General features: G+C 69.2%; 18 protein-coding genes. 10 read left to right on the top strand and 8 right to left on the bottom strand.

Annotated elements, in window-relative coordinates; translation table 11 throughout:
* Nucleotides 1-19: 19 nt before the first annotated feature.
* The 3 genes from tsf to frr all read left to right on the top strand — a co-directional run bounded on the left by tsf (nt 20) and on the right by frr (nt 2,245).
* The gene (tsf, locus tag A37U_RS0103210; RefSeq protein ID WP_020495167.1) at nt 20-835 is read left to right on the top strand and encodes a translation elongation factor Ts; all 816 of its coding nucleotides are present in this window, start codon (nt 20-22) and stop codon (nt 833-835) included.
* Between the two features lie 107 nt (nt 836-942).
* Entirely contained in the window at nt 943-1,653 is a 711-nt protein-coding gene (pyrH, locus tag A37U_RS0103205) for a UMP kinase (protein ID WP_020495166.1), read from the top strand.
* A gap of 34 nt (nt 1,654-1,687) precedes the next feature.
* Nucleotides 1,688-2,245 carry a ribosome recycling factor gene (frr, locus tag A37U_RS42105; protein WP_020495165.1) on the top strand — a complete coding sequence of 186 codons (558 nt, stop codon included), beginning with the start codon at nt 1,688-1,690 and terminating at the stop codon, nt 2,243-2,245.
* On the opposite strand, the gene A37U_RS0103195 is transcribed toward frr, so the two are convergent.
* A complete protein-coding gene (locus A37U_RS0103195; protein WP_020495164.1) occupies nt 2,242-2,658 on the bottom strand; it encodes a PaaI family thioesterase in 417 nt (138 codons plus the stop codon). The genes frr and A37U_RS0103195 overlap by 4 nt on opposite strands.
* 47 nt (nt 2,659-2,705) lie before the next feature.
* On the opposite strand from A37U_RS0103195, the gene polA reads away from it, so the two are divergent.
* The 3 genes from polA to A37U_RS0103180 are packed head-to-tail and all read left to right on the top strand — an operon-like array spanning nt 2,706 to nt 6,335.
* The gene (gene polA, locus A37U_RS0103190) at nt 2,706-5,402 is read left to right on the top strand and encodes a DNA polymerase I (RefSeq protein WP_040586447.1); all 2,697 of its coding nucleotides are present in this window, start codon (nt 2,706-2,708) and stop codon (nt 5,400-5,402) included.
* Between the two features lie 11 nt (nt 5,403-5,413).
* Nucleotides 5,414-5,842, top strand: a complete 429-nt coding sequence (locus A37U_RS0103185) for a helix-turn-helix domain-containing protein (RefSeq protein WP_020495162.1) — start codon at nt 5,414-5,416, stop codon at nt 5,840-5,842.
* A gap of 10 nt (nt 5,843-5,852) precedes the next feature.
* Nucleotides 5,853-6,335 carry a VOC family protein gene (locus A37U_RS0103180; RefSeq protein WP_020495161.1) on the top strand — a complete coding sequence of 161 codons (483 nt, stop codon included), beginning with the start codon at nt 5,853-5,855 and terminating at the stop codon, nt 6,333-6,335.
* On the opposite strand, the gene A37U_RS0103175 is transcribed toward A37U_RS0103180, so the two are convergent.
* Nucleotides 6,332-6,730, bottom strand: a complete 399-nt coding sequence (locus A37U_RS0103175) for a TIGR03668 family PPOX class F420-dependent oxidoreductase (protein WP_020495160.1) — start codon at nt 6,728-6,730, stop codon at nt 6,332-6,334. The two genes, A37U_RS0103180 and A37U_RS0103175, sit on opposite strands and share 4 nt — an antisense overlap.
* A gap of 52 nt (nt 6,731-6,782) precedes the next feature.
* Here A37U_RS0103175 and A37U_RS42100 point away from each other — a divergent pair, with 52 nt between their 5' ends.
* Nucleotides 6,783-7,355 carry a Rossmann-fold NAD(P)-binding domain-containing protein gene (locus A37U_RS42100; RefSeq protein ID WP_063712739.1) on the top strand — a complete coding sequence of 191 codons (573 nt, stop codon included), beginning with the start codon at nt 6,783-6,785 and terminating at the stop codon, nt 7,353-7,355.
* A gap of 9 nt (nt 7,356-7,364) precedes the next feature.
* On the opposite strand, the gene A37U_RS0103165 is transcribed toward A37U_RS42100, so the two are convergent.
* The 4 genes from A37U_RS0103165 to A37U_RS0103150 all read right to left on the bottom strand — a co-directional run bounded on the left by A37U_RS0103165 (nt 7,365) and on the right by A37U_RS0103150 (nt 12,349).
* Complete coding sequence (locus tag A37U_RS0103165; RefSeq protein ID WP_020495158.1) at nt 7,365-9,308, bottom strand: YhgE/Pip family protein; 1,944 nt, start codon at nt 9,306-9,308, stop codon at nt 7,365-7,367.
* Entirely contained in the window at nt 9,305-10,429 is a 1,125-nt protein-coding gene (locus A37U_RS48045) for a sugar ABC transporter ATP-binding protein (protein ID WP_020495157.1), read from the bottom strand. The genes A37U_RS0103165 and A37U_RS48045 overlap by 4 nt, the downstream gene beginning before the upstream one ends.
* A gap of 184 nt (nt 10,430-10,613) precedes the next feature.
* Nucleotides 10,614-11,531 carry a GNAT family N-acetyltransferase gene (locus A37U_RS0103155; protein ID WP_020495156.1) on the bottom strand — a complete coding sequence of 306 codons (918 nt, stop codon included), beginning with the start codon at nt 11,529-11,531 and terminating at the stop codon, nt 10,614-10,616.
* Nucleotides 11,528-12,349 carry a class I SAM-dependent methyltransferase gene (locus tag A37U_RS0103150; RefSeq protein WP_051111565.1) on the bottom strand — a complete coding sequence of 274 codons (822 nt, stop codon included), beginning with the start codon at nt 12,347-12,349 and terminating at the stop codon, nt 11,528-11,530. Before A37U_RS0103150 ends, A37U_RS0103155 begins: the two co-directional genes overlap by 4 nt.
* Nucleotides 12,350-12,612: 263 nt before the next feature.
* Here A37U_RS0103150 and rpsA point away from each other — a divergent pair, with 263 nt between their 5' ends.
* Together rpsA and A37U_RS0103140 are read left to right on the top strand one after the other, a co-directional pair.
* Nucleotides 12,613-14,100 carry a 30S ribosomal protein S1 gene (gene rpsA, locus A37U_RS0103145; RefSeq protein WP_020495154.1) on the top strand — a complete coding sequence of 496 codons (1,488 nt, stop codon included), beginning with the start codon at nt 12,613-12,615 and terminating at the stop codon, nt 14,098-14,100.
* Between the two features lie 143 nt (nt 14,101-14,243).
* Nucleotides 14,244-15,638: a class II 3-deoxy-7-phosphoheptulonate synthase gene (locus A37U_RS0103140; protein WP_020495153.1), complete on the top strand. Its 1,395-nt coding sequence runs from the start codon at nt 14,244-14,246 to the stop codon at nt 15,636-15,638.
* 55 nt (nt 15,639-15,693) lie between these two features.
* On the opposite strand, the gene pknB is transcribed toward A37U_RS0103140, so the two are convergent.
* On the bottom strand, nt 15,694-17,646 hold the full coding sequence (gene pknB / locus A37U_RS0103135) for a Stk1 family PASTA domain-containing Ser/Thr kinase (RefSeq protein WP_026196821.1): 1,953 nt from the start codon (nt 17,644-17,646) through the stop codon (nt 15,694-15,696).
* Between the two features lie 71 nt (nt 17,647-17,717).
* Here pknB and A37U_RS0103130 point away from each other — a divergent pair, with 71 nt between their 5' ends.
* Nucleotides 17,718-18,083, top strand: a complete 366-nt coding sequence (locus tag A37U_RS0103130) for an Rv2175c family DNA-binding protein (RefSeq protein WP_020495151.1) — start codon at nt 17,718-17,720, stop codon at nt 18,081-18,083.
* A 7-nt stretch (nt 18,084-18,090) separates the two neighbouring features.
* On the opposite strand, the gene mptB is transcribed toward A37U_RS0103130, so the two are convergent.
* Entirely contained in the window at nt 18,091-19,680 is a 1,590-nt protein-coding gene (mptB, locus tag A37U_RS0103125; RefSeq protein ID WP_020495150.1) for a polyprenol phosphomannose-dependent alpha 1,6 mannosyltransferase MptB, read from the bottom strand.
* Between the last annotated feature and the right edge of the window lie 75 nt (nt 19,681-19,755).

Here is a 19,755-nt window from a genome sequence, read left to right as displayed (position 1 = left end):
CCGTAAGGAACGAGATTTCATGGCGAACTACTCAGCGGCGGACGTCAAGCGTCTGCGCGAGGCGACCGGGTCCGGCATGATGGACTGCAAGAAGGCGCTCGAGGAAGCCGAGGGCGACTTCGACAAGGCCGTCGAGATCCTGCGTGTCAAGGGCGCGAAGGATGTCGGCAAGCGGGCCGAGCGCACCACCGCGCAGGGCCTGATCGCGGTGGCCGGCCCGGCGATGGTCGAGCTCAACAGCGAGACCGACTTCGTGGCCAAGAACCCCGAATTCGTCGCGCTCGCGGACAGGATCGTCGCCACCGCGCGGGACAACAGGATCGGCGAGCTGGACGCCCTGCTCGCGGCCGAGCTCGACGGTGCCCCGGTCTCCGAGGCCATCGCCGCGCTGTCCGCGAAGATCGGCGAGAAGCTCGAGCTGCGCCGGATCACCCTTTTCGACGGCAACGTCACCAGCTACCTGCACCGGCGCTCCGCCGACCTGCCCCCGGCCGTCGGCGTGCTGGTCGAGTACACCGGTAGCGATGAGGAAGCCGCCCGCGGCGCGGCCATGCAGGTCGCCGCGCTCAACGCGCGCTACACCAACCGCGAGGACGTGCCGGAGGAGACCGTCGCGAACGAGCGGCGCATCGCCGAGCAGACCGCCCGCGAGGAGGGCAAGCCCGAGCAGGCCATGCCCAAGATCGTCGAGGGCAAGGTCAACGCCTACTACAAGGACTTCGTGCTCAACGAGCAGCCTTCGGTCACCGACAACAAGAAGACCGTCAAGGCCGTGCTCGACGAGGCCGGTGTCAGTGTCGTGCGCTTCGCGCGCTTCGAGGTCGGCGTCGCCTGACCTGCAGGCACGGTGTGCCACCCTTCGCGTGCGAGAGCGGAGGACCCGAGTACCGTGTGCCCCGCCTTCTTCACGAGGGCGGGGCACACGCATGTGAGGAGGGCCGAATGGGCTACAAGCGAGTACTGCTGAAACTCGGTGGCGAGATGTTCGGTGGCGGCGCCGTCGGAGTCGATCCCGATGTGGTGCACACCGTGGCGCGGCAGATCGCCGACGTGGTGCGTACCGGCGCTCAGCTCGCCGTGGTCATCGGTGGCGGCAACTACTTCCGGGGCGCCGAGCTGTCCCAGCGTGGCATGGACCGGGACCGCGCCGACTACATGGCGATGCTCGGCACCGTGATGAACAGCCTCGCCCTGCAGGACTTCCTGGAGAAGGAGGGCGTGCCGACCAGGGTGCAGACCGCGATCAGCATGGGGCAGGTCGCCGAACCCTATGTCCCGCGCCGCGCGGAACGGCACCTGGACAAGGGCCGCGTGGTGATCTTCGCGGCCGGGACGGGCATGCCCTACTTCTCCACCGATACCGGGGCCGCCCAGCGCGCGCTCGAGATCGGCTGCGAGGCGGTCCTGATGGCCAAGGCCGTGGACGGGGTGTACACCGCGGACCCGAAACTGGACCCCGAGGCCACCATGTTCGACACCATCACGCACCACGAGGTGATCGAGCGTGGTCTCAAGGTGGCCGACGCGACGGCGTTCTCGCTGTGCATGGACAACAACATGCCGATACTGGTGTTCAATCTGCTTACCGAGGGCAATATCGCCCGGGCTGTTCGCGGTGAGAAGATCGGGACACTGGTCAGTACTCCCGCATAGGCACGAGCAGGCTGCACGCACGAAGGAGAAAGCAGTGATCGACGATACGCTCCTCGACGCCGAGGAAAAGATGGAGAAAGCCGTCTCGGTCGCCAAGGACGACCTCGCGTCGGTGCGTACCGGGCGGGCCACTCCCGCGATGTTCTCCAGGATCCACGTCGAGGCATACGGCGTGCCGACCCCGCTGAACGAGGTCGCGAGCGTGAGCATCCCGGAGGCACGGATGGTCGTGATCAAGCCCTACGACCCGAGCCAGCTGCGCGCCATCGAGAAGGCCATCCAGGAATCGGACCTCGGGGTGAACCCCTCCGATGACGGGCAGATCATCCGCATCAACGTTCCGCAGCTGTCCGAGGAGCGCCGTCGCGAGATGGTCAAGGTCGCCAAGGCCAAGGGCGAGGACGCGCGGGTCACCATCCGCAACATCCGCCGTAAGGGCAAGGACGAGCTGGACAAGCTGGTCAAGGACGGCGAGGTGGGCGAGGACGAGGGCGCCCGCGCCGAGAAGGAACTACAGAACCTCACCGACCAGTACATCCACCAGGTGGAGGAACTGGTCAAGCACAAGGAATCCGAGCTGCTCGAGGTCTAGGCAGGCTTGTTCAGGGTGACGCAGGTCAGCCGTGCCGTGCAGGTACGGCGACCCTGCTCATCGGTGATCGTGATCTCGATGGTGCTCGTCGACCGCCCGGTGTGCACCGGCACCGCGACCGCGGTGACCTTTCCGTCCTTGACCCCACGGTGATGCGTGCAGGACAGCTCGAGCCCGACGACCGGGTGACCGGGCGCCGCGTTGAGCGCCGCCGCCTGCGAACCCACCGATTCGGCGAGTGAGGCGTTCGCCCCGCCGTGCATCAGCCCGTACGGCTGCCGGTTGCCGTCCACCGGCATGGTCGCCACCACGCGCTCCGGGCTCGCTTCGACGACCTCGATGCCGAGTTTGGCATCGAGCAACTGCCCGGCTGGCTGCGCCGGGAACGGATTGAGCTGCTGCTGTTCGGACACGGGACGGGGCCTCCAAACTTGTCGGTGCTTCACCATAGACTTCATCCGTGAGCGCGAAGACCGATACCGGAAGTGACCAACCTCGCTTGTTGCTGCTCGACGGCCATTCGCTGGCCTACCGGGCGTTCTTCGCCTTGCCCGCGGAGAACTTCAGCACCACGACGGGACAGACCACGAACGCCGTGTACGGGTTCACCTCGATGCTGATCAACCTGCTCCGGGACGAACAACCGACACATCTGGCCGTGGCCTTCGACGTCTCCCGCAAGACCTTCCGCAGCGAGGCCTACGCCGAGTACAAGTCCAACCGCTCGAGCACCCCGGACGAGTTCCGTGGCCAGGTCTCGCTGATCGAGGACGTACTCGCCACGCTGCGCGTGCCGACCCTGCGCAAGGAGGGGTACGAGGCCGACGACCTGATCGCCACGCTGACCACCGAGGCCGTGGCGGACGGGATGCGGGTGTCCATCTGCACTGGGGACCGGGACGCGCTGCAGCTGGTCGACGACGCGGTGACGGTGCTCTACCCGCGCAAGGGTGTCTCCGATCTGGTCCGGTTCACCCCGGAGGCCGTCGAGGAGAAGTACACCCTCACACCGAAGCAGTACCCCGATTTCGCCGCGCTGCGCGGTGACCCCTCGGACAACCTGCCGGGGATCCCCGGGGTCGGGGAGAAGACCGCGGCGAAGTGGATCAGGCAGTTCGGCTCACTCGCCGATCTGGTCGACCGGGTGGACGAGGTGAAAGGCAAGGTCGGCGAGGCGCTGCGCGCGCACCTCGATTCGGTGCTGCTCAACCGCCAGCTCACCGAACTGGTCCGGAACGTCGAACTGGACAAGCACGCGGGCGAGCTCGAGCTCCAGCCCTGGGACCGGGACGCGGTGCACCGGCTGTTCGACGACCTCGAGTTCCGGGTGCTGCGCGACCGGTTGTTCGAGACCCTGTCCTCCGCCGAACCCGAGGCCGAGTCCGGACTGGACATCGAGGGCGGGCGGATCGAGACCGGGGCGCTGCGGGACTGGCTCGCCGAGCACGCCTCGGGGCGCCGGATCGGCCTCGCCGTGCGCGGGAACTTCGCGATGGGCGGCGGTGACGTCTACTCGGTGAGCCTCGCCGCGGGCGGGGTCGGCGGCTATGTGGAACTCGCCGCGATGGACGAGGCCGATGAGCGGGCGCTCGCCGCGTGGCTCGCCGATCCGGAAGCACCGAAGGCCGGGCACGACGTGAAGGGCGCGATCAACGCGTTCGCCGCGCGCGGCTGGGAGTTCGGCGGGCTCACCTCGGACACCGCGCTCGCCGCCTACCTGGTGCGCCCCGGACAGCGCTCCTTCGCGCTCGACGACCTGGTGCTGCGCTATCTGCAGCGGGAGCTGCGCGCCGAGGCCGGGGAAACCCAGCTGTCCCTGCTGGACGGCGCGGACGGCGAGGACACCGCGCTGATCAACGCGGAACTGCTGCGCGCGGTCGCGATCGCCGAGCTCGCCGACGCACTGGACGCCGAGCTCGCCAAGATCGAGGCCACCGGGCTGCTGCGCGATCTCGAGCTGCCGCTGCTGCGAGTGCTCGCGCGGATGGAACAGATCGGGATCGCCGTGGATGTCGAGGCGCTCACCGCCCTGGAGGCGCACTTCGCCGCGCGGGTGAAGAACGCCGCGCAGGAGGCGTACGCGGTGATCGGCAAGGAGATCAACCTCGGCTCGCCGAAACAGCTGCAGGTGGTGCTGTTCGAAGACCTCGAGATGCCGAAGACCAAGCGCACCAAGACCGGGTACACCACGGACGCGGACGCGCTGCAGACCCTGTTCGAGCAGACCGAACACCCCTTCCTCGCGCACCTGCTCGAACACCGGGACGCCACCCGGCTCAAGACGACCGCCGAGGGGTTGCTCAAGACCGTCGCCGACGACGAGCGCATCCACACCACCTACAACCAGACGATCGCGGCGACCGGCAGGCTCTCCTCGACCGATCCGAACCTGCAGAACATCCCGATCCGCACCGAGGAGGGCCGACGGATCCGTGAGGGCTTCGTGGTCGGGCCGGGCTTCGCCGAACTGATGACCGCGGACTACTCGCAGATCGAGATGCGCATCATGGCGCACCTTTCCGAGGACGCCGAGCTCATCCAGGCCTTTCAGTCGGGGACCGACTTCCACGCCGAGACCGCGGCCCGGGTGTTCGGGGTGGACGCCGGGGAGGTCTCCACCGAACAGCGCGCCAAGATCAAGGCGATGAACTACGGGCTCGCCTACGGGCTCTCCGCCTACGGACTCTCCGGGCAGCTGCGCATCGGTGTGGACGAGGCCCGCGGCCTGATGGACGACTACTTCGCCCTGTTCGGCGGGGTGCGTGACTATCTGCGCGAGCTGGTCGATGCCGCCCGCAAGGACGGGTACACCTCCACGATCCTCGGCCGCCGCCGCTATCTGCCCGACCTCAACTCGGACAACCGGCAGCGCCGCGAGATGGCCGAGCGGATGGCGCTCAACGCCCCCATCCAGGGCTCGGCGGCGGACATCATCAAGGTCGCCATGCTCGGGGTCGGCAGGGCACTCGACGAGGCCGGGGTGCGCTCCAGGATGCTGCTGCAGGTGCACGACGAACTCGTGCTCGAGGTGGTCGACGGCGAGCACGACCGGATCGAGTCGATCGTGCGCGCGCAGATGGGTTCGGCCCACGAACTCCAGGTACCGCTGGAAGTTTCGGTCGGTGTCGGCCGCTCCTGGCACGAGGCGGCACACTAGGAGGGGTCCGGTTGGCCCGGGTCGAACCGCTCACGCACCTGCGCCGGGCGCGGGACGTGATCGACGCGCGGTTCGCCGATCCGCTGACCGTGCCCGAACTGGCGGGCATCGCCTGCTGTTCGCGGGAACACTTCATCCGGGCGTTCCGTAAGGCCTACGGGCAGACCCCGGCCGCCTATCTGACGAGGCGGCGCGTCGAACGGGCCGCGGACCTGCTGCGTTCGGCGAACCTGACGGTCACCGAGATCTGCCGGTGCGTCGGGTTCGGCTCGCTCGGCACCTTCTCCCGCCGGTTCAAGGACTTCTACGGTGAATCCCCGGCCGCCTACCGGGAACGGAACGCTCACGGTCCGCACATTCCCGGTTGTTTCGTGCTGATGGCGACCGCGCCCCGGGATCGGTCACTCTCGGATAAGCCGGATTCCGCGGCGGCGGGCTAGCGTCGCAGGCATGATCCGTGCGATTTCGATAATCAACCTGTACGTGCTCGACCAGGACTCCGCGAAGGAGTTCTATGTGACCAAGCTCGGCTTCGAGCTGCGCTCCGACGACCGGGTCGGAGATTTCCGCTGGCTCGTGGTCGGGCCGCCGGGCGCGGATTACGGTTACGCGCTCATGGAACCCGGCGCGCCACAACACGACGCGGCCACCGAACGAACGCTGCGGGAACTGATCGCCAAAGGCACCTTCTCCGGTGGGGTTCTGGTCACCGACGACTGCCGCCGGGAGTACGCCGAGCTCTCCGCGAAGGGCGTGGAGTTCCTCGCCGAACCCGCCGAGCGCCCCTACGGCATCGAGGCGCTGTTCCGCGATGATTCCGGGAACTGGTTCTCCCTCGGCCAGCCGAACGCGGAACTCGACGCCGACAAACCCTGGGACGACTGCGTCTCCGAACAGGCGGGCGAGGACCGGCACGCCCCGGTGCAGCGCTAACCGTTCGCCGACCAGCTCGCCACCCGGGTCACCCGCACGGCGATGACCGAGCTGCCCAGGTCCACTTCGCCGTACTGCGGGTACTTCGCCCGCAGCAGCGTGTGCGCCTCGGCGGTCACCGCATCGCCGGAGTGCGCCGTTGCCTCGCCGTCCACGCGCACCCACCACAGCAGCGACCAGTCCTCGGCGTAGCCGTCGGCAAGCAGGCCGACCCGCGGCTCGTGCGCGATGTTCGCCAGGCGCAGCAAGGGTTTCCCGCTCTTGGGTTTGCCGTCGACCGGGGTGTACACGAATTCCGCGGAGCAGGCGAACACGACCGGGACCAGATGCGGGCGACCGTCGGCGCGCACGGTGGCCAGGCTCGCGGTGCGCGCCTCGGTGAACCGGGAGTCCATGCGCCCAGTCAACACCGTTCCGCGCTTGCCTTGTTCCCGTATCCTGTTGTCGATGTCACACGATCGGAGACAGCGGGCGCTGGTGATCGGTGGCGGCGGAATGCTCAGTGACTGTGTGGAGCAACTGCTCGCGCAGGGTTGGCATGTCGTGCTGCCGAGCAAGCGGTACCGCCCGCTCGGCAAGTGCCCGAAACTCGACGGCTCGGGTGGAACGGCGCGCTGGGTGCGCGCCGACTGGTCCGCGCCCGCCGTTCTCGCCCGCGATGTGGCCCGTGAACTCGCTCGCCCCGCCGATCTGCTCGTGGCCTGGCTGCCGGAAAACCACCGGGTGCCGGTACTGCGCACGGTCGGCGGATCGCTCGCCGAAGGGGCCAGGGTGGTCGAGGTCTACTCCTGCACGGAACTCCCCGGCGGGCTTCCCGAACCCGCGCTTCCCGAGCACGTCACCCAGCGAGTGGCGCTCGGCTACATTCCCCTGCGCCGGGGCAGGCGGCACGCCAACCACGCCGAGGCGAGCGCGGCCATCACGGCGGCCGTGACGCGGGCACTGCAGGACGCGCCGCCCGAGGCGGACCAGATCGGGGAACCCGATATCTGGCCGCACCTCGCGCAGCTGCGTTCCTGAAATCCGAAGCTAGAGGACCAGTTCCGGGCGTACCCGGTTCGCGGTCCACACCCGCTTGTGGCGGGCGGCGACCATACCGAGCGCCAGTCCGAGGATGCCCCACAGCACGAGTACCCCGGCATCGATCGCGGTCGCGGTGAGCGTGCCGCCGTAGCAGAGCTGGCGTATCCCATCGGTCGCGTATCCCATCGGCAGCACGGTGTTCAGCCCCTGCAGCACCCCGGGCAGGGTCTGCGCGGGATAGGCGCCGCCACTGGTGAACAGCTGCAGCACCAGCAGCGCGAGGCCGATGATCCTGCCGACCGAGCCGAACAGCGCGCCGAGACCGTGCAGCAGCGCGGTGAAGCTGAGTCCCACGACGATCAGGAAAACCGCGGCGAGGATCGGCTGCGAGGGTTTGATGCCGATCGCGAACACCACGGTCACGTACACGACGATGGCCTGCACGACCGCGAACGCCGCGGCGGGCAGCCAGCCGCCGACCGCGGTGCGCCACACCGAGGCGCGGGCGGCCAGCGCGCGGGAGGACAGTGGGCGCAGCAGCAGGAACAGCGCGAACGCGCCGACCCACATGGCGAGGGCCAGGAAGAACGGGGCGAGGCCCGCGGTGTAGCTGCTCGCCTTGGCCACCCCGTCGGAGGAGACGTTGACCGGATCGGCGGGGTTCTTGCCCGCCTCGCCGACCGGGCTCGTGGTCAGCTGCTGCTGGATCTGGCTCGCGGATCCGGCCAGCGATCCGGCGTCGTTGCGCAGCTGGGTGGAGCTGCCGACCAGTTTCGAGGTCGCGTCCGCCGCTCCCTTGGCGCTGTCCCTCGCCTGGCCCGCCGGGCCGACGAGCCGCCCGGCGCTGGTGGCCCCGTCGGAGACCGGTTTGGCGATGCCCGGGGCGGCCGCGGAGAGCTCGGTGGCCTCACTCGAGGCCTGCTTCGCGCTGTTCACCGCGGTGGTGAGCTGGCTGCTCGTGTCGTGCACCTTGGTGTTCGCATCGGCGAGCTTTCCCTTGGCGTCGTTGACGATGCCGAGCACCTTGTTCAGCTCGGCGGGGGAGACCTTGCCCTCGAGTTCGTCGCGGATGTCCCCGCTCATCCCGTCGATCTGGCCGGTGAACCCGCTGGCCGCCTCGACGAACTGGGAGCCGGCCGAGGAGAACGAGGAACCGGAATCGGCGGCCTTCTTGGTGTCGTCGGCGATCTTGCCCGCCTGCTGCGGAAGCTGATTGGCCTTGTCCCGCGCGGCGTTGAGACCGTTGGTCATATCGGTCATGCCGTCGCCGACCTGCTTGCTCTGCTGGGAGATCTGCTGCTGGGTGGCGTTGAGCTTGCCGATCGCGTCCGAGACACCGACCGCGCCGTCCCGGGTCTTGCTCGCCCCGTCGGCGAGTTGCTTCGCGGTCTCTCCGGCGTTGGCCAGCTGTCCGCCCGCCGGCGAGAAACCGATGAGCAGCCGGTTCGCCGCGTCCGGGCCGACCTCCTGGGAGACGGCGTCGCGCACCGATTTGGAGACCGACTCCGCGATCGGCGCCGCGAGATAGTTCTGCGCGTTGCTGGTGGTCAGCCGCAGCAGGCCCTTCTGGTCCCCGCTGCGCTGGGGCGCGGTGAGCGCGGCCGAGAACTCCGGCGGGAGGGTCAGCGAGAAGGTGTACTTCCCGGACTTCAGGCCGTTCGCTGCGTCCTCCGGGTTGGTGCGTGTCCAGTCGAAACCGCGCGCGCTCTGCAGTGCCGTCGCGACATCCTGGCCGACGTTGACCGCGTTGCCGCCGGACTGCGCGCCTGTGTCCGAGACGACGAGCGCTGCGGGCAGCTTGTTCAGCTTCTTGCCCGGGTCGTCGTTCGTGACCAGGTACATCGAGCCGTAGACGAGCGGGACGAGGATGAGCGCGATGGTCACGAGCAAGGGCATCCTGCCCGCGGTCACCCTGCGCAGCTCCCCAAGGGCAAGGCGGATGGTGGTCACGAATCCTCCCGGTCGACAACGTGGTGCAGGGTGGTGGTCTCTTCGGGGTCGCCGCCGTGCGCGGGCGGCTGTGCCTCGCCGGTGTCGTCGCCGGCGAGGCGGGCACTGATCCCGCTGAGCGAGTCCCAGCGCCGCGTCGGTTCGGACGGCTGCTCGGCGGGCGCGGCGGGTTCCTCGAAGTCCGCGTCGCTGTAGTGGTGCTCGCTGTACTGGTGGTCGCCGAGCCGCGGTTCGTCCTCGAGGGCCGGTGGCTCGTCCTCGAGGCCCCGATCATCTTCAAGGAAAATGGGCTGCATCGTGGTCTTCTCGGCGTCGGTCTCCTCGGGAACCTGCTCGGGCGCCCGGTCCCCCCAGAACTCCTCGTAGGAGTGCTCGCCGCTGATGTACCCCTCTTCGGGGTGTTCCTCGCCGGGGTACACATCGCCGTACTGGGTGCCGAAGCTGGGATCGGTCGGCGGGACGTCGGCGAACTGCACCCCGTCCGGGCCGATCGTGATCGGTGGCGGCTGCTGCATCTGGCCGACCTTCGCGGTCTCCGGGTGCAGTCCGCGCGCGGTGCCGTCGGCGCAGAGCACGACGACCCCGAGGCCGCGCTGGGCCTGGCGCAGTGCGACCGACCACCAGGTCTGCGCATCGCCGGTGTGCCGGTCCGGGGTGTCCAGGATCAGGATCCGGACCTGTTCGTCCGCGAGGGCGAGTTCCACGAGCAGCCGGGTGCGCAGTGGCGCGGGCAGGGTCTCGAAGCGGTACTTCGCGTACTGCTCGGCGTGCTGTTCGACGAGCCAGTCCTCGACGGTCGCGCGGCCTGCGGGCTGACGGGCGAGCGCGAGCGATTCGGCGACGACCGCGGCGAGGGTGCGGGAGGGCTCCGGTTCGGTGACCCGCGGCGCGTCGACGATGGCGACATGCTCACGCAGTGCCGCCGCATTCCCCTCGCCCTCGAGCAGTACCGCGCCGTCGTCCGGTTCGATCCGCCCGGAAAGCGCGAGCGCCAGCGTCGTCGCTTCGTCGCCGAGACAGCGCACGACGGTGAGCTGGCCTTCGGCCACCAGCAGCGAAGTCGGCGGCAACAGCTGCTGGTAACGGCCGTTGACGGCTATGTGGCGAGCATGGATGTCCAACGGGGTTCCCTCTATCGAACGGTATCGAGTTTTTCGCCGGTGAGATGCACAGGCAACCTACCGTGTGGGATACACACGGTGACACACCTGTCGACTAAGCAGAGATACCGCGCATCGGCGGGCCGGCGCGGGGTTTCACGCTCGAACCCCCCGAACGGGTGGTGCTTGCCTGAAACGGGTGGTTCTACTGCAGCGCGCGAGCCGGGCGCACCTCCCAGACGGTCCACAATGGACGGTAACCCTGCCGCGGCCAGAACACCGAGGAAAGCGGATTTGCCGGATTGTAATAGAGATAGTCCCCCATACGGTCGGCAGGCAGTTCCGCGTGCGCCCGTGCCATGAGCGCCCTGCCGACCCCGGAGGCGCGCCATCGCTGGTGCACGGAAAGGCAGTTCACGTAGCCCCACAGCCCGTCGGGGAGCAGCCGGGGCCTGCTGTCCTCGTCGAGCAGGGCCGCGCGGAACTGCACCGTGCCCGCCGCCTCGCCGTCCCGTTCGGCGAGCAGCATCGGGAAGCGGTCGTCCAGCCAGTCGCGCAGCGCCGTGGCCTTGAGCCGTTCGGCGTCCTCGCGGACCACGGCGGAACCGACCCGTGCGGCGAACTGCAGTTCGGCCATGGCCAGCTCGAGCAGGTCCGGGAGGTCATCCTCGCCCGCCCGCCGGACGGGTGTGCCGTCCTCCCACGGTTCCCCGGCCGGGGAACCGGCGCGCACGGCGAGCACCGTCAGCGGGACGAAACCGTGCCGCAGCAGCACCTGGGTCGCCTCGATGTCCCGGCTCGGCCAGGTGAGCAGGCAGGCGGAGTCGACGCCCGGATCGCGGCGGTCGTCGAGCAGTTCCCGCCAGCGCCGCAGCAGCGGATCCAGCTCGGTGCCCGAGGCGACCAGCGGATACAGCTGCTGGCACACTCGCGCCGACCACAGGCTCGATGCGGTCCCCGGCGGATGCGACTCCTCGCGGAGCAGCGCGAGCAGCGGTTTGCGGTCCTCGTTCAGCGCACCGAGGGGTTCCCCGCCGTGCGGTAGCACGGGAGTGGGCAGCAGCGGATCGAGCGCCGCGAAGTGCGCCGCCTGTGCCCGGACGAAGGACTCCGGCGCGGTCACGAGAGCCGGTCCGGTGGCTTGTGCGTACAGAAGATCGCGGTCCCGGGGAACAGCGCGCCGCGCAGCGGGGTCCACTGGCCCCATTCCCGGGTGAATCCCGGTGGCCACTCCGGTTCGACCAGCCGGTGCAGTACGAGCCCCGCCGCGGCGATCGCCCCGACGAAGTCCCCGAGGGTGCGGTGGTGCTCCACATAGGTGGCGTGGCCGTCCGCGTCCACCTCCACATAGGGGGTCCGGTCGAAATAGGACTGGGTCACCGTCAGGCCCGCCGTTCCGCCGACATCGGGAAAAGCCCAGCGCATCGGGTGGCTCACCGCGAACACCCAGCGGCCCCCCGGTTTCAGCACCCTGGCGACCTCGGTGAACACCGCGGCGACCGAGGCGGCGAAGGGGACCGCCCCGAACGCCGAGCAGGCGTGGGCGAAGGATCCGGGGGCGAAGGGCAGGTGTTCCGCATCGGCCTGGACCAGCGCCAGCGCGCCCGAGGCGGACCGGGCGTAGCCGAGCATCGCCTCCGAGACGTCCAGCCCGACCGGATGGGCGCCCTGTTCGGCGAGCCAGCGCGAACAGGGCGCCGATCCGCAACCGAGCTCGAGGATCCGCCGCCCGCTCAGGTCACCGGGTTCGCCGAGCAGCCGGGCGTCCTGCTCGCGCAGCCCCTCCGGGCACCACACGAAGTCGGCTGCACCACTCGCGCCGAGGAACTCGCCGTGCGTCCGATGGTAGTCCTCGGCATCGGCGTTCCACCAGGCGCGGTTGGCGCGCGCGGACTCCGCGGAATCGGCCTCGCGGGCCTCGATTCCCACCGTGCCAAGCATTTCCTCGGCCCGTGCGTGCCGGTTCTCGGTCACCGGAGTACCCTTCTTCCCTGTTCATCCGACCCTGGTTTGCTGCTGCGCAAGCCCGCCGCGTACCATACTTTTGCGCAGTGGGCAGATGCTGTCTGCGATAGTCACCTCTGGCGTCAGACGCTGTTTCTCGTGGGGTCTTCGCGTTCGATTCGCCTCAGCGTAGGCCCGCGGCGCGCGCACATTGTCCAAAGCACATACCTACGATCATCCGTACCGGAGCCACCTACCACATGTCCATCGACACCACCGCCGCCCCGACGACCACACAGGTCGCGATCAACGACATCGGGTCGGAGGAAGACTTCCTCGCCGCCATCGACAAGACGATCAAGTACTTCAACGATGGCGACATCGTCGAGGGCACCATCGTCAAGGTCGACCGCGACGAAGTGCTGCTCGACATCGGTTACAAGACCGAGGGCGTGATCCCGTCACGCGAACTGTCCATCAAGCACGATGTCGACCCGAACGAGGTCGTCACCGTCGGCGATGAGGTCGAGGCCCTCGTCCTCCAGAAAGAGGACAAGGAAGGCAGGCTGATCCTGTCCAAGAAGCGCGCCCAGTACGAGCGCGCCTGGGGCACGATCGAAGAGCTCAAGGAGAAGGACGAGCCGGTGCGCGGCACCGTCATCGAGGTCGTCAAGGGCGGCCTCATCCTGGACATCGGGCTCCGCGGCTTCCTTCCCGCTTCGCTGGTGGAGATGCGCCGGGTTCGCGACCTGCAGCCCTACGTGCACAAGGAGCTCGAGGCCAAGATCATCGAGCTGGACAAGAACCGCAACAACGTGGTGCTCTCCCGCCGTGCCTGGCTGGAGCAGACCCAGTCCGAGGTGCGCAGCGAGTTCCTCAACGCGCTGGCCAAGGGTCAGGTCCGCAAGGGCGTCGTGTCCTCCATCGTCAACTTCGGTGCGTTCGTGGACCTCGGCGGCGTCGACGGTCTCGTGCACGTCTCCGAGCTGTCCTGGAAGCACATCGACCACCCGAGCGAGGTCGTCGAGGTCGGCCAGGAAGTCACCGTCGAGGTGCTCGACGTGGACATGGACCGCGAGCGCGTCTCCCTCTCGCTCAAGGCGACCCAGGAAGACCCGTGGCGCCAGTTCGCCCGCACCCACGCGATCGGCCAGATCGTGCCGGGCAAGGTCACCAAGCTCGTCCCGTTCGGCGCGTTCGTGCGCGTCCAGGACGGCATCGAGGGCCTGGTGCACATCTCCGAGCTCGCCGAGCGGCACGTGGAACTGCCCGAGCAGGTCGTGCAGGTCGGCGGCGAGGTCATGGTCAAGGTCATCGACATCGACCTGGAGCGCAGGCGCATCTCGCTCTCGCTCAAGCAGGCCAACGAGGGCTTCACCCCGGACTCGGAGTTCGACCCGACGCAGTACGGCATGACCGCCGACTACGACAACGAGGGCAACTACATCTACCCCGAGGGCTTCGACCCGGAGACCCAGGAGTGGCAGGAAGGCTTCGACAAGCAGCGCGAGGAGTGGGAGCGGCAGTACGCCGAGGCCCACCGCCGCTACGAGCAGCACATGGCGCAGGTCGCCCGTGCGGCTCAGCTCGACGCCGAGGCCGGTGCCGAGGGTGGCGAGGACACCACCGGTGCCGCCGCGACCGACGGCGGATACTCCTCCGCTCCGGCCGCGCCGTCCACCAACGGTGGCACCCTCGCCTCCGACGAGCAGCTCGCCGCACTGCGCGAGAAGCTCTCCGGTAACTGAGCGATAGTTCCCGAAGCAGTAACTTTCACCAGAAGCGGCCCCGCACGTTCGTGTGGGGCCGTTTCTCGTGTCCGGTGGTGTGCCCCGGCACAGTGAACCACCCAGGTCATGAGCCGATCGTGGGGCGGCATTAGTCTGGTCTCGTGACATCTTGGACCGTCGACATTCCGGTTGACACCCTTCCGGAACTACCGCCCCTTCCGCCGCACCTGCGTACCAACCTCGACGAAGCGCTCGCCCGCCCCGCGGCACAACAGCCGCAGTGGCCGGATGCCGAGCAGACCCGGCAGGTGCGCACCGTGCTGGAGAGCGTGCCGCCGGTGACGCTGCCGAACGAGGTGGCCCGCCTGCAGGAGCGGCTCGCCGAGGTGGCGCGCGGGGAAGCCTTCCTGCTGCAGGGCGGGGACTGCGCGGAGACGTTCGAGACCAACACCGAGCCGCACATTCGCGGCAACATCCGCACGCTGCTGCAGATGGCGGTGGTGCTGACCTACGCGGCCTCTACCCCGGTGGTGAAGGTGGCGCGGATCGCGGGCCAGTACGGCAAGCCGCGGTCCAACGAACTGGACGCTTTCGGGCTCCCGGTGTACCGGGGCGACATCGTGAACTCGCTGCACACCAGCGAGCAGGCCCGGATTCCCGACCCCTCGCGGATGATCCGCGCCTACGCGAACGCGAGCGCGGCGATGAACCTGGTGCGCGCCCTGACCTCGGAGGGCATGGCCGACCTGCACCGGGTGCACGACTGGAACAAGGACTTCGTGCGCACCTCGCCCGCGGGGGCCCGGTACGAGGCGCTCGCCGGGGAGATCGACCGCGGGCTGCGGTTCATGAACGCCTGCGGGGTCACCGACCATTCGCTGCACGGCACCGAGATCTTCGCCAGCCACGAGGCGCTGCTGATCGACTACGAGCGTGCCCTGCTGCGCATGGACACCTCGGACCCGGCCGATCCGAAGCTGTACGACCTGTCCTCGCACTTCCTCTGGATCGGGGAGCGCACCAGAGAGCTCGACGGGGCGCACATCGCGCTCGCCGAGCTGCTGGCCAACCCGGTCGGGGTCAAGATCGGCCCGAAGACCACCCCGGAGCAGGCGCTCGAATACGTGCACCGGCTCGACCCGCACAACGTGCCCGGCAGGCTGACCCTGGTCTCCCGGATGGGGAACACGAAGGTACGCGAGGTGCTCCCGGCGATCATCGAGAAGGTAGAGGCCAGCGGGCACAAGGTGATCTGGCAGTGCGACCCGATGCACGGCAACACCTACGAGTCCTCCACCGGTTACAAGACCCGGCACTTCGACCGGGTCGTGGACGAGGTGCACGGCTTCTTCGAGGTGCACAACTCGCTGGGCAGCCACCCCGGCGGTATGCACGTCGAGCTGACCGGTGAGGACGTCACCGAATGTATCGGCGGTGCCCAGGACATCTCCGACACCGATCTGTCCGGGCGCTACGAGACCGCGATGGACCCGAGGCTGAACACCCAGCAGTCCCTCGAGCTCGCCTTCCTGGTCGCCGAGATGCTGCGCGGCTGAGCGACCGAACCCGAGGACCCGGCCACCGAGACCAGGTGGCCGGGTTTTTCGTGTTCTATGGCAGCGCGTTCAGGGTGATCTCGGTGCCCGGTGCCACCGTGGTCTCCGGCGGGGTGGACTGGGTGAGCACCTGTGAGTCGTCGCTCTGCAGGAACTGGTGCACCTGCACCTTCAGCCCGAGCCCTTCCAGGGTGGAGCGCGCCTCACCGACCTTCTTGCCGGTCACATCGGGCAGCTGCACCCCGGTGGAGACCACGACCCCGACGCGGCGGTCGGCGTCCGCGGGCACGCTGGCCCCCGCCGAGGGATTGGTCTGCAGCACGGTGCCCGGTTTGCCGGAGCCGGTGAACTGCCCCGGCAGGTCGTAGGGGCTCAGCCCGGCCCTGCGCAGTGCCTGGAACGCGTCGTCGTGCGCGGAACCGGTGACATCCGGGACCTTGATCGGCGCGACCCCCTTGGACAGCAGCAGGGTCACCTCGGCGTTCCCGGGCAGCGGGGTGCCGGGGGAGGGGGTCACGGCGAGTACCGCACCCTTGGCCACCGAGGGGCTGTAGCGGTCCCCGGATGACTCGTGCGCCGGCCGCAGCCCCGCGCTCCGGATCGCCTGCTCGGCCTCCTGCCTGCTGGTGCCCGGTTCGATCTTGGGGACCTTCGGTTTCCCGGTGGACACCACGAGCTCGACCTGGCTGCCGCGCAGCGCGTCCGCCCCGGCCGCCGGATGGGAACTGATCACGGTGCCCGCGGGCACCGTGTTGTTCTGCCGCATGGTCAGCCGCGTGGTCAGATCGGCCTGTTCCGCGTTGTGCTGGGCCTGGGTCTTGCTCATCCCGGACAGCGCGGGCACCGCGGTCCACCGCCCGGAACCGAACCACCAGGCGCCCACCCCGATGAGCGCGGCGAGCAGCAGCACGAGTACCAGGACCACGGCCAGCCAGCGCCTGCTCCGGCGCCGGTCCTTGCGGTACCCGGCGCTCGGATCCGGTCCGGCGGGCTCGGCCTGGGGCTCGGTGGCCGGTTCCGGTTCGAGCACCTCGGCGGCCGAGCGGGTGAACATCCTGGTCCCGGATGGGCCGCCGTGGTCGACGGGTCCGGTCGCCGCCTCGAGGTCGGTGAGCATGGGCGGTGCGGCCACCGGGACGGGCACCTTCGGCAGCCCGAGACCGCCGCGCACCCGTTCGATGGCGAGCGCCAGATCGGCCGCGTTCTGCTGGCGCGCCGCCGGATCCCGCCGGGTGGCCTGCAGCACGAGGTTGTCCAGCGCGGGGGGCAGATCCGGGCGCAGTTCGCCGGGAGCGGGCACATCCTCGTGCACGTGCCGGTAGGCGACCGAGAGCGCGGTGTCCCCGTTGTACGGCGGGCGGCCGGTGAGCATCTCGAACAGCAGGATCCCGAGCGCGTACACGTCGCTGCGCGGATCGGCGTCCCCGGTGGCGACCTGTTCGGGAGACAGGTAGGCGACCGTGCCGAGGATGACGTTCCCGGTGGAGAGGCTGGACCCGCTCAGCGCGCGCACCAGTCCGAAATCGGCCACCTTGACCGCGCCCCCGCTGTGCTCCTGCCAGCCGATGAGCACGTTCTCCGGCTTGATGTCGCGGTGCACGAGCCCGGCCCGGTGCGCGGCGGTGAGCGCGGAGGCGACCGGTTCGGCGATGGCGAGGGTGAGCGCGGGCTCCAGTGGCCCGCGCTCCTCGAGCAAATCGCGCAGGGTTCCCCCGGAGACGAGCTCCATGACCAGGTAGACGGCCGTCTCGTCGATGCCCTGGTCGTACACGGCGACGATGTTCGGGTGATGCAGCTTCGCCGCGGCGCGTGCCTCCAGCTCGAAGCGGCGCAGGAAGGTGGGATTGTCCGCGAGCTTGCGGTCCATCACCTTGATCGCGACCGGACGCTCGAGCCGCAGGTCAAGGCCTGCGTACACGGTCGACATACCACCTGTGGCGAGCAGCGAGTCCACCCGGTACCTGCCCTCGAGCACCGTGCCTGCCATGTCCGCGACTCCACTCGTCACAGCTGTTGATCGTACTGGTGCCCGCCGAAACCCCGTGCTTGCCGGCCGCCGCGTGTGGCACAGTAGTCGCCGTGAGTTCGATTCCCCTCGCCGAGGACGTGCTTGACGCGGATTCGGCCGTCATCCCGATCTCCGAGCTCGCCGGCCAGGTCGGCGTTCCCGTGTCCAAGCTGCAGCAAATGGTGCGCGACGGGCAGCTCATCGCGCTCCGGAGGGACCGCGAGGTGTGCGTGCCCGCGGACTTCGTCGACGAGTCCGGCGTGGTCAAGGGCCTCACCGGCACGATGACGGTGCTCTCCGACGCCGGGTTCACCCGGTCCGAGTCGCTGCGCTGGCTGTTCACCGCCGACGAGTCCCTTCCCGGGCGCCCGATCGACGCGCTGCGCGGGAACCGGGGCACCGAGGTCAAGCGCCGCGCCCAGGCGATGGCTTTCTAGGGGCCTGTCAGGCGGACCGCTGCGGCGATCCCGTTCCGGCGGTACTGTCCCGCGCGAGCAGGAAATCCGGCTCACGCGCGGACAGCCGCAGCGGGTCCGGGCGCACCAGCGCGAGGGCGGCGAGCACCGCGACGGCGGCACAGCAGGCCACGTAGAGCCAGTTGTACAGCGCGGTGTCCCCGGACGGATAGGTCACGAGTACCAGCCACACCGAGGCGCCCGTGATCGCGACCAGTCCCGTCCCGGAGTAGACGAAGACCGCACCGAGGGTGATCGGCCAGCTGAAGTACCAGGGCAGGCAGGCCGGGCCGAGCAGGGCCAGCGCGAGCAGGGCGATGTTCGCGCGGCGCACCGCCTCCGGTCCGCCGACCCGGGCGCGCCACCACTGCCAGATGACCAGCACGGCGAGTACGGCTTCCCCGATCAGCCGCATGCTCTCGATGAACAGGCCACCGGGCAGCCGGGTGAACCAGCCGCCGACCATGTCCAGGAACTGGCCGATCGCGCTCGGGATGGAAAGCCAGTTCACGATCGCGCTCGAGGAGGACAGCGCGGGGATCCAGCCGAGGTCCACCCCGGCGAGCAGGGTGATCCCGCCGAACACGACCGCGACCACGGCGATCCCGCCCGCGGCCGCGATGGTGAACCGCCGCCAGGCCGGACCGCGCAGCTTGCCCGCCCACACCCACACCAGGAAGGGCAGCACCAGGGCGGCACTGGCCTTGATCGCGATCGCCACGGTCACCATGGCGAATCCGCTCACCGGTTTGCGGTCCAGCACCAGCACGATGCCGAGCAGCATGAACCCGACCATCGGCAGATCGTTGTGCCCGCCGCCGATGAGGTGCACCAGGATCAGCGGGTTCGCCGCGCCGAACCAGAGCGCGAGCTCGGGGCGCCCGCCGAAATGCCTGGCCAGCCTCGGGATGGCCCACACGATCAGCGCGAAACCGGGGAGCATGAGCAGCCGGATCAGGATCACCCCGGGGATGATCTGCTGTCCGGTCACCGCGACCGTGGCCTTGGCGACCAGTACGAAAAGCGGCCCGTACGGCGCCGGGGTGTTCTGCCATACCCAGCTCACGTTCTCCGCGAGCGCGCCGGACAGCACCGAGGGGCCGACCTGGTAGGGGTCGAAGCCGTGCAGCGCGATATCGCCCTGTGCCAGGTAGGAGTAGATGTCCTTGGAGAACAGCGGCGGGGCGAACATCAGCGGGAGCGTCCATGCCGTGATCGCGTACAGCACGCAGCGTTTGCCGAGCCTGCGCGCCCGCACCGCGCGGCCGAGCCGGATCCACGCCCAGATCAGCATGGCGAGCCCGGCGTAGAGGGCCGCCGTGGCCAGCTGGCGGCCGTGCCCGTAGCGGATCCAGGCCAGCGGCCCGGTGGAGAGCAGTGGATCGTGGGCGAGCGTGGCACCGGCGCCGACCGCGGCCAGCGCCATCACGCAGGAGCCGAGGAAACCGAGCAGGAGCAGGGCTTTCGGCAGCTGTCCCACGCGTTCGGACTCCGGGGACACGGGGCTCTGCCCGGCATGACCGGTCGGCGTCGAACCTTGTTCGGCGCTGCTGATCGAGAGTGAACGAGTCGTGGCCATCGCGGCACGTATGGTCGCACAACGGCATTCGGGGGAATTCGCGTGTCCCCATATCAGGGACTGGGAAATCGGTCG

The sequence above is a fragment of the Sciscionella marina DSM 45152 genome, from assembly GCF_000379465.1.
GTDB lineage: Bacteria > Actinomycetota > Actinomycetes > Mycobacteriales > Pseudonocardiaceae > Sciscionella > Sciscionella marina.
The sequence above is the reverse complement of the archived record's forward strand: the minus strand, read 5'-3'. Positions and strand labels throughout refer to the sequence as shown.

Bases quoted from the DNA above. Each gene is read 5' to 3' on its own strand.
- tsf (WP_020495167.1), top strand. From the start codon at position 20: ATGGCGAACTACTCAGCGGCGGACGTCAAGCGTCTGCGCGAGGCGACC.
- pyrH (WP_020495166.1), top strand. From the start codon at position 943: ATGGGCTACAAGCGAGTACTGCTGAAACTCGGTGGCGAGATGTTCGGT.
- A37U_RS0103180 (WP_020495161.1), top strand. From the start codon at position 5,853: ATGATCCGTGCGATTTCGATAATCAACCTGTACGTGCTCGACCAGGAC.
- A37U_RS0103175 (WP_020495160.1), bottom strand. From the start codon at position 6,730: ATGGACTCCCGGTTCACCGAGGCGCGCACCGCGAGCCTGGCCACCGTG.
- A37U_RS42100 (WP_063712739.1), top strand. From the start codon at position 6,783: ATGTCACACGATCGGAGACAGCGGGCGCTGGTGATCGGTGGCGGCGGA.
- A37U_RS0103150 (WP_051111565.1), bottom strand. From the start codon at position 12,349: ATGCTTGGCACGGTGGGAATCGAGGCCCGCGAGGCCGATTCCGCGGAG.
- rpsA (WP_020495154.1), top strand. From the start codon at position 12,613: ATGTCCATCGACACCACCGCCGCCCCGACGACCACACAGGTCGCGATC.
- mptB (WP_020495150.1), bottom strand. From the start codon at position 19,680: ATGGCCACGACTCGTTCACTCTCGATCAGCAGCGCCGAACAAGGTTCG.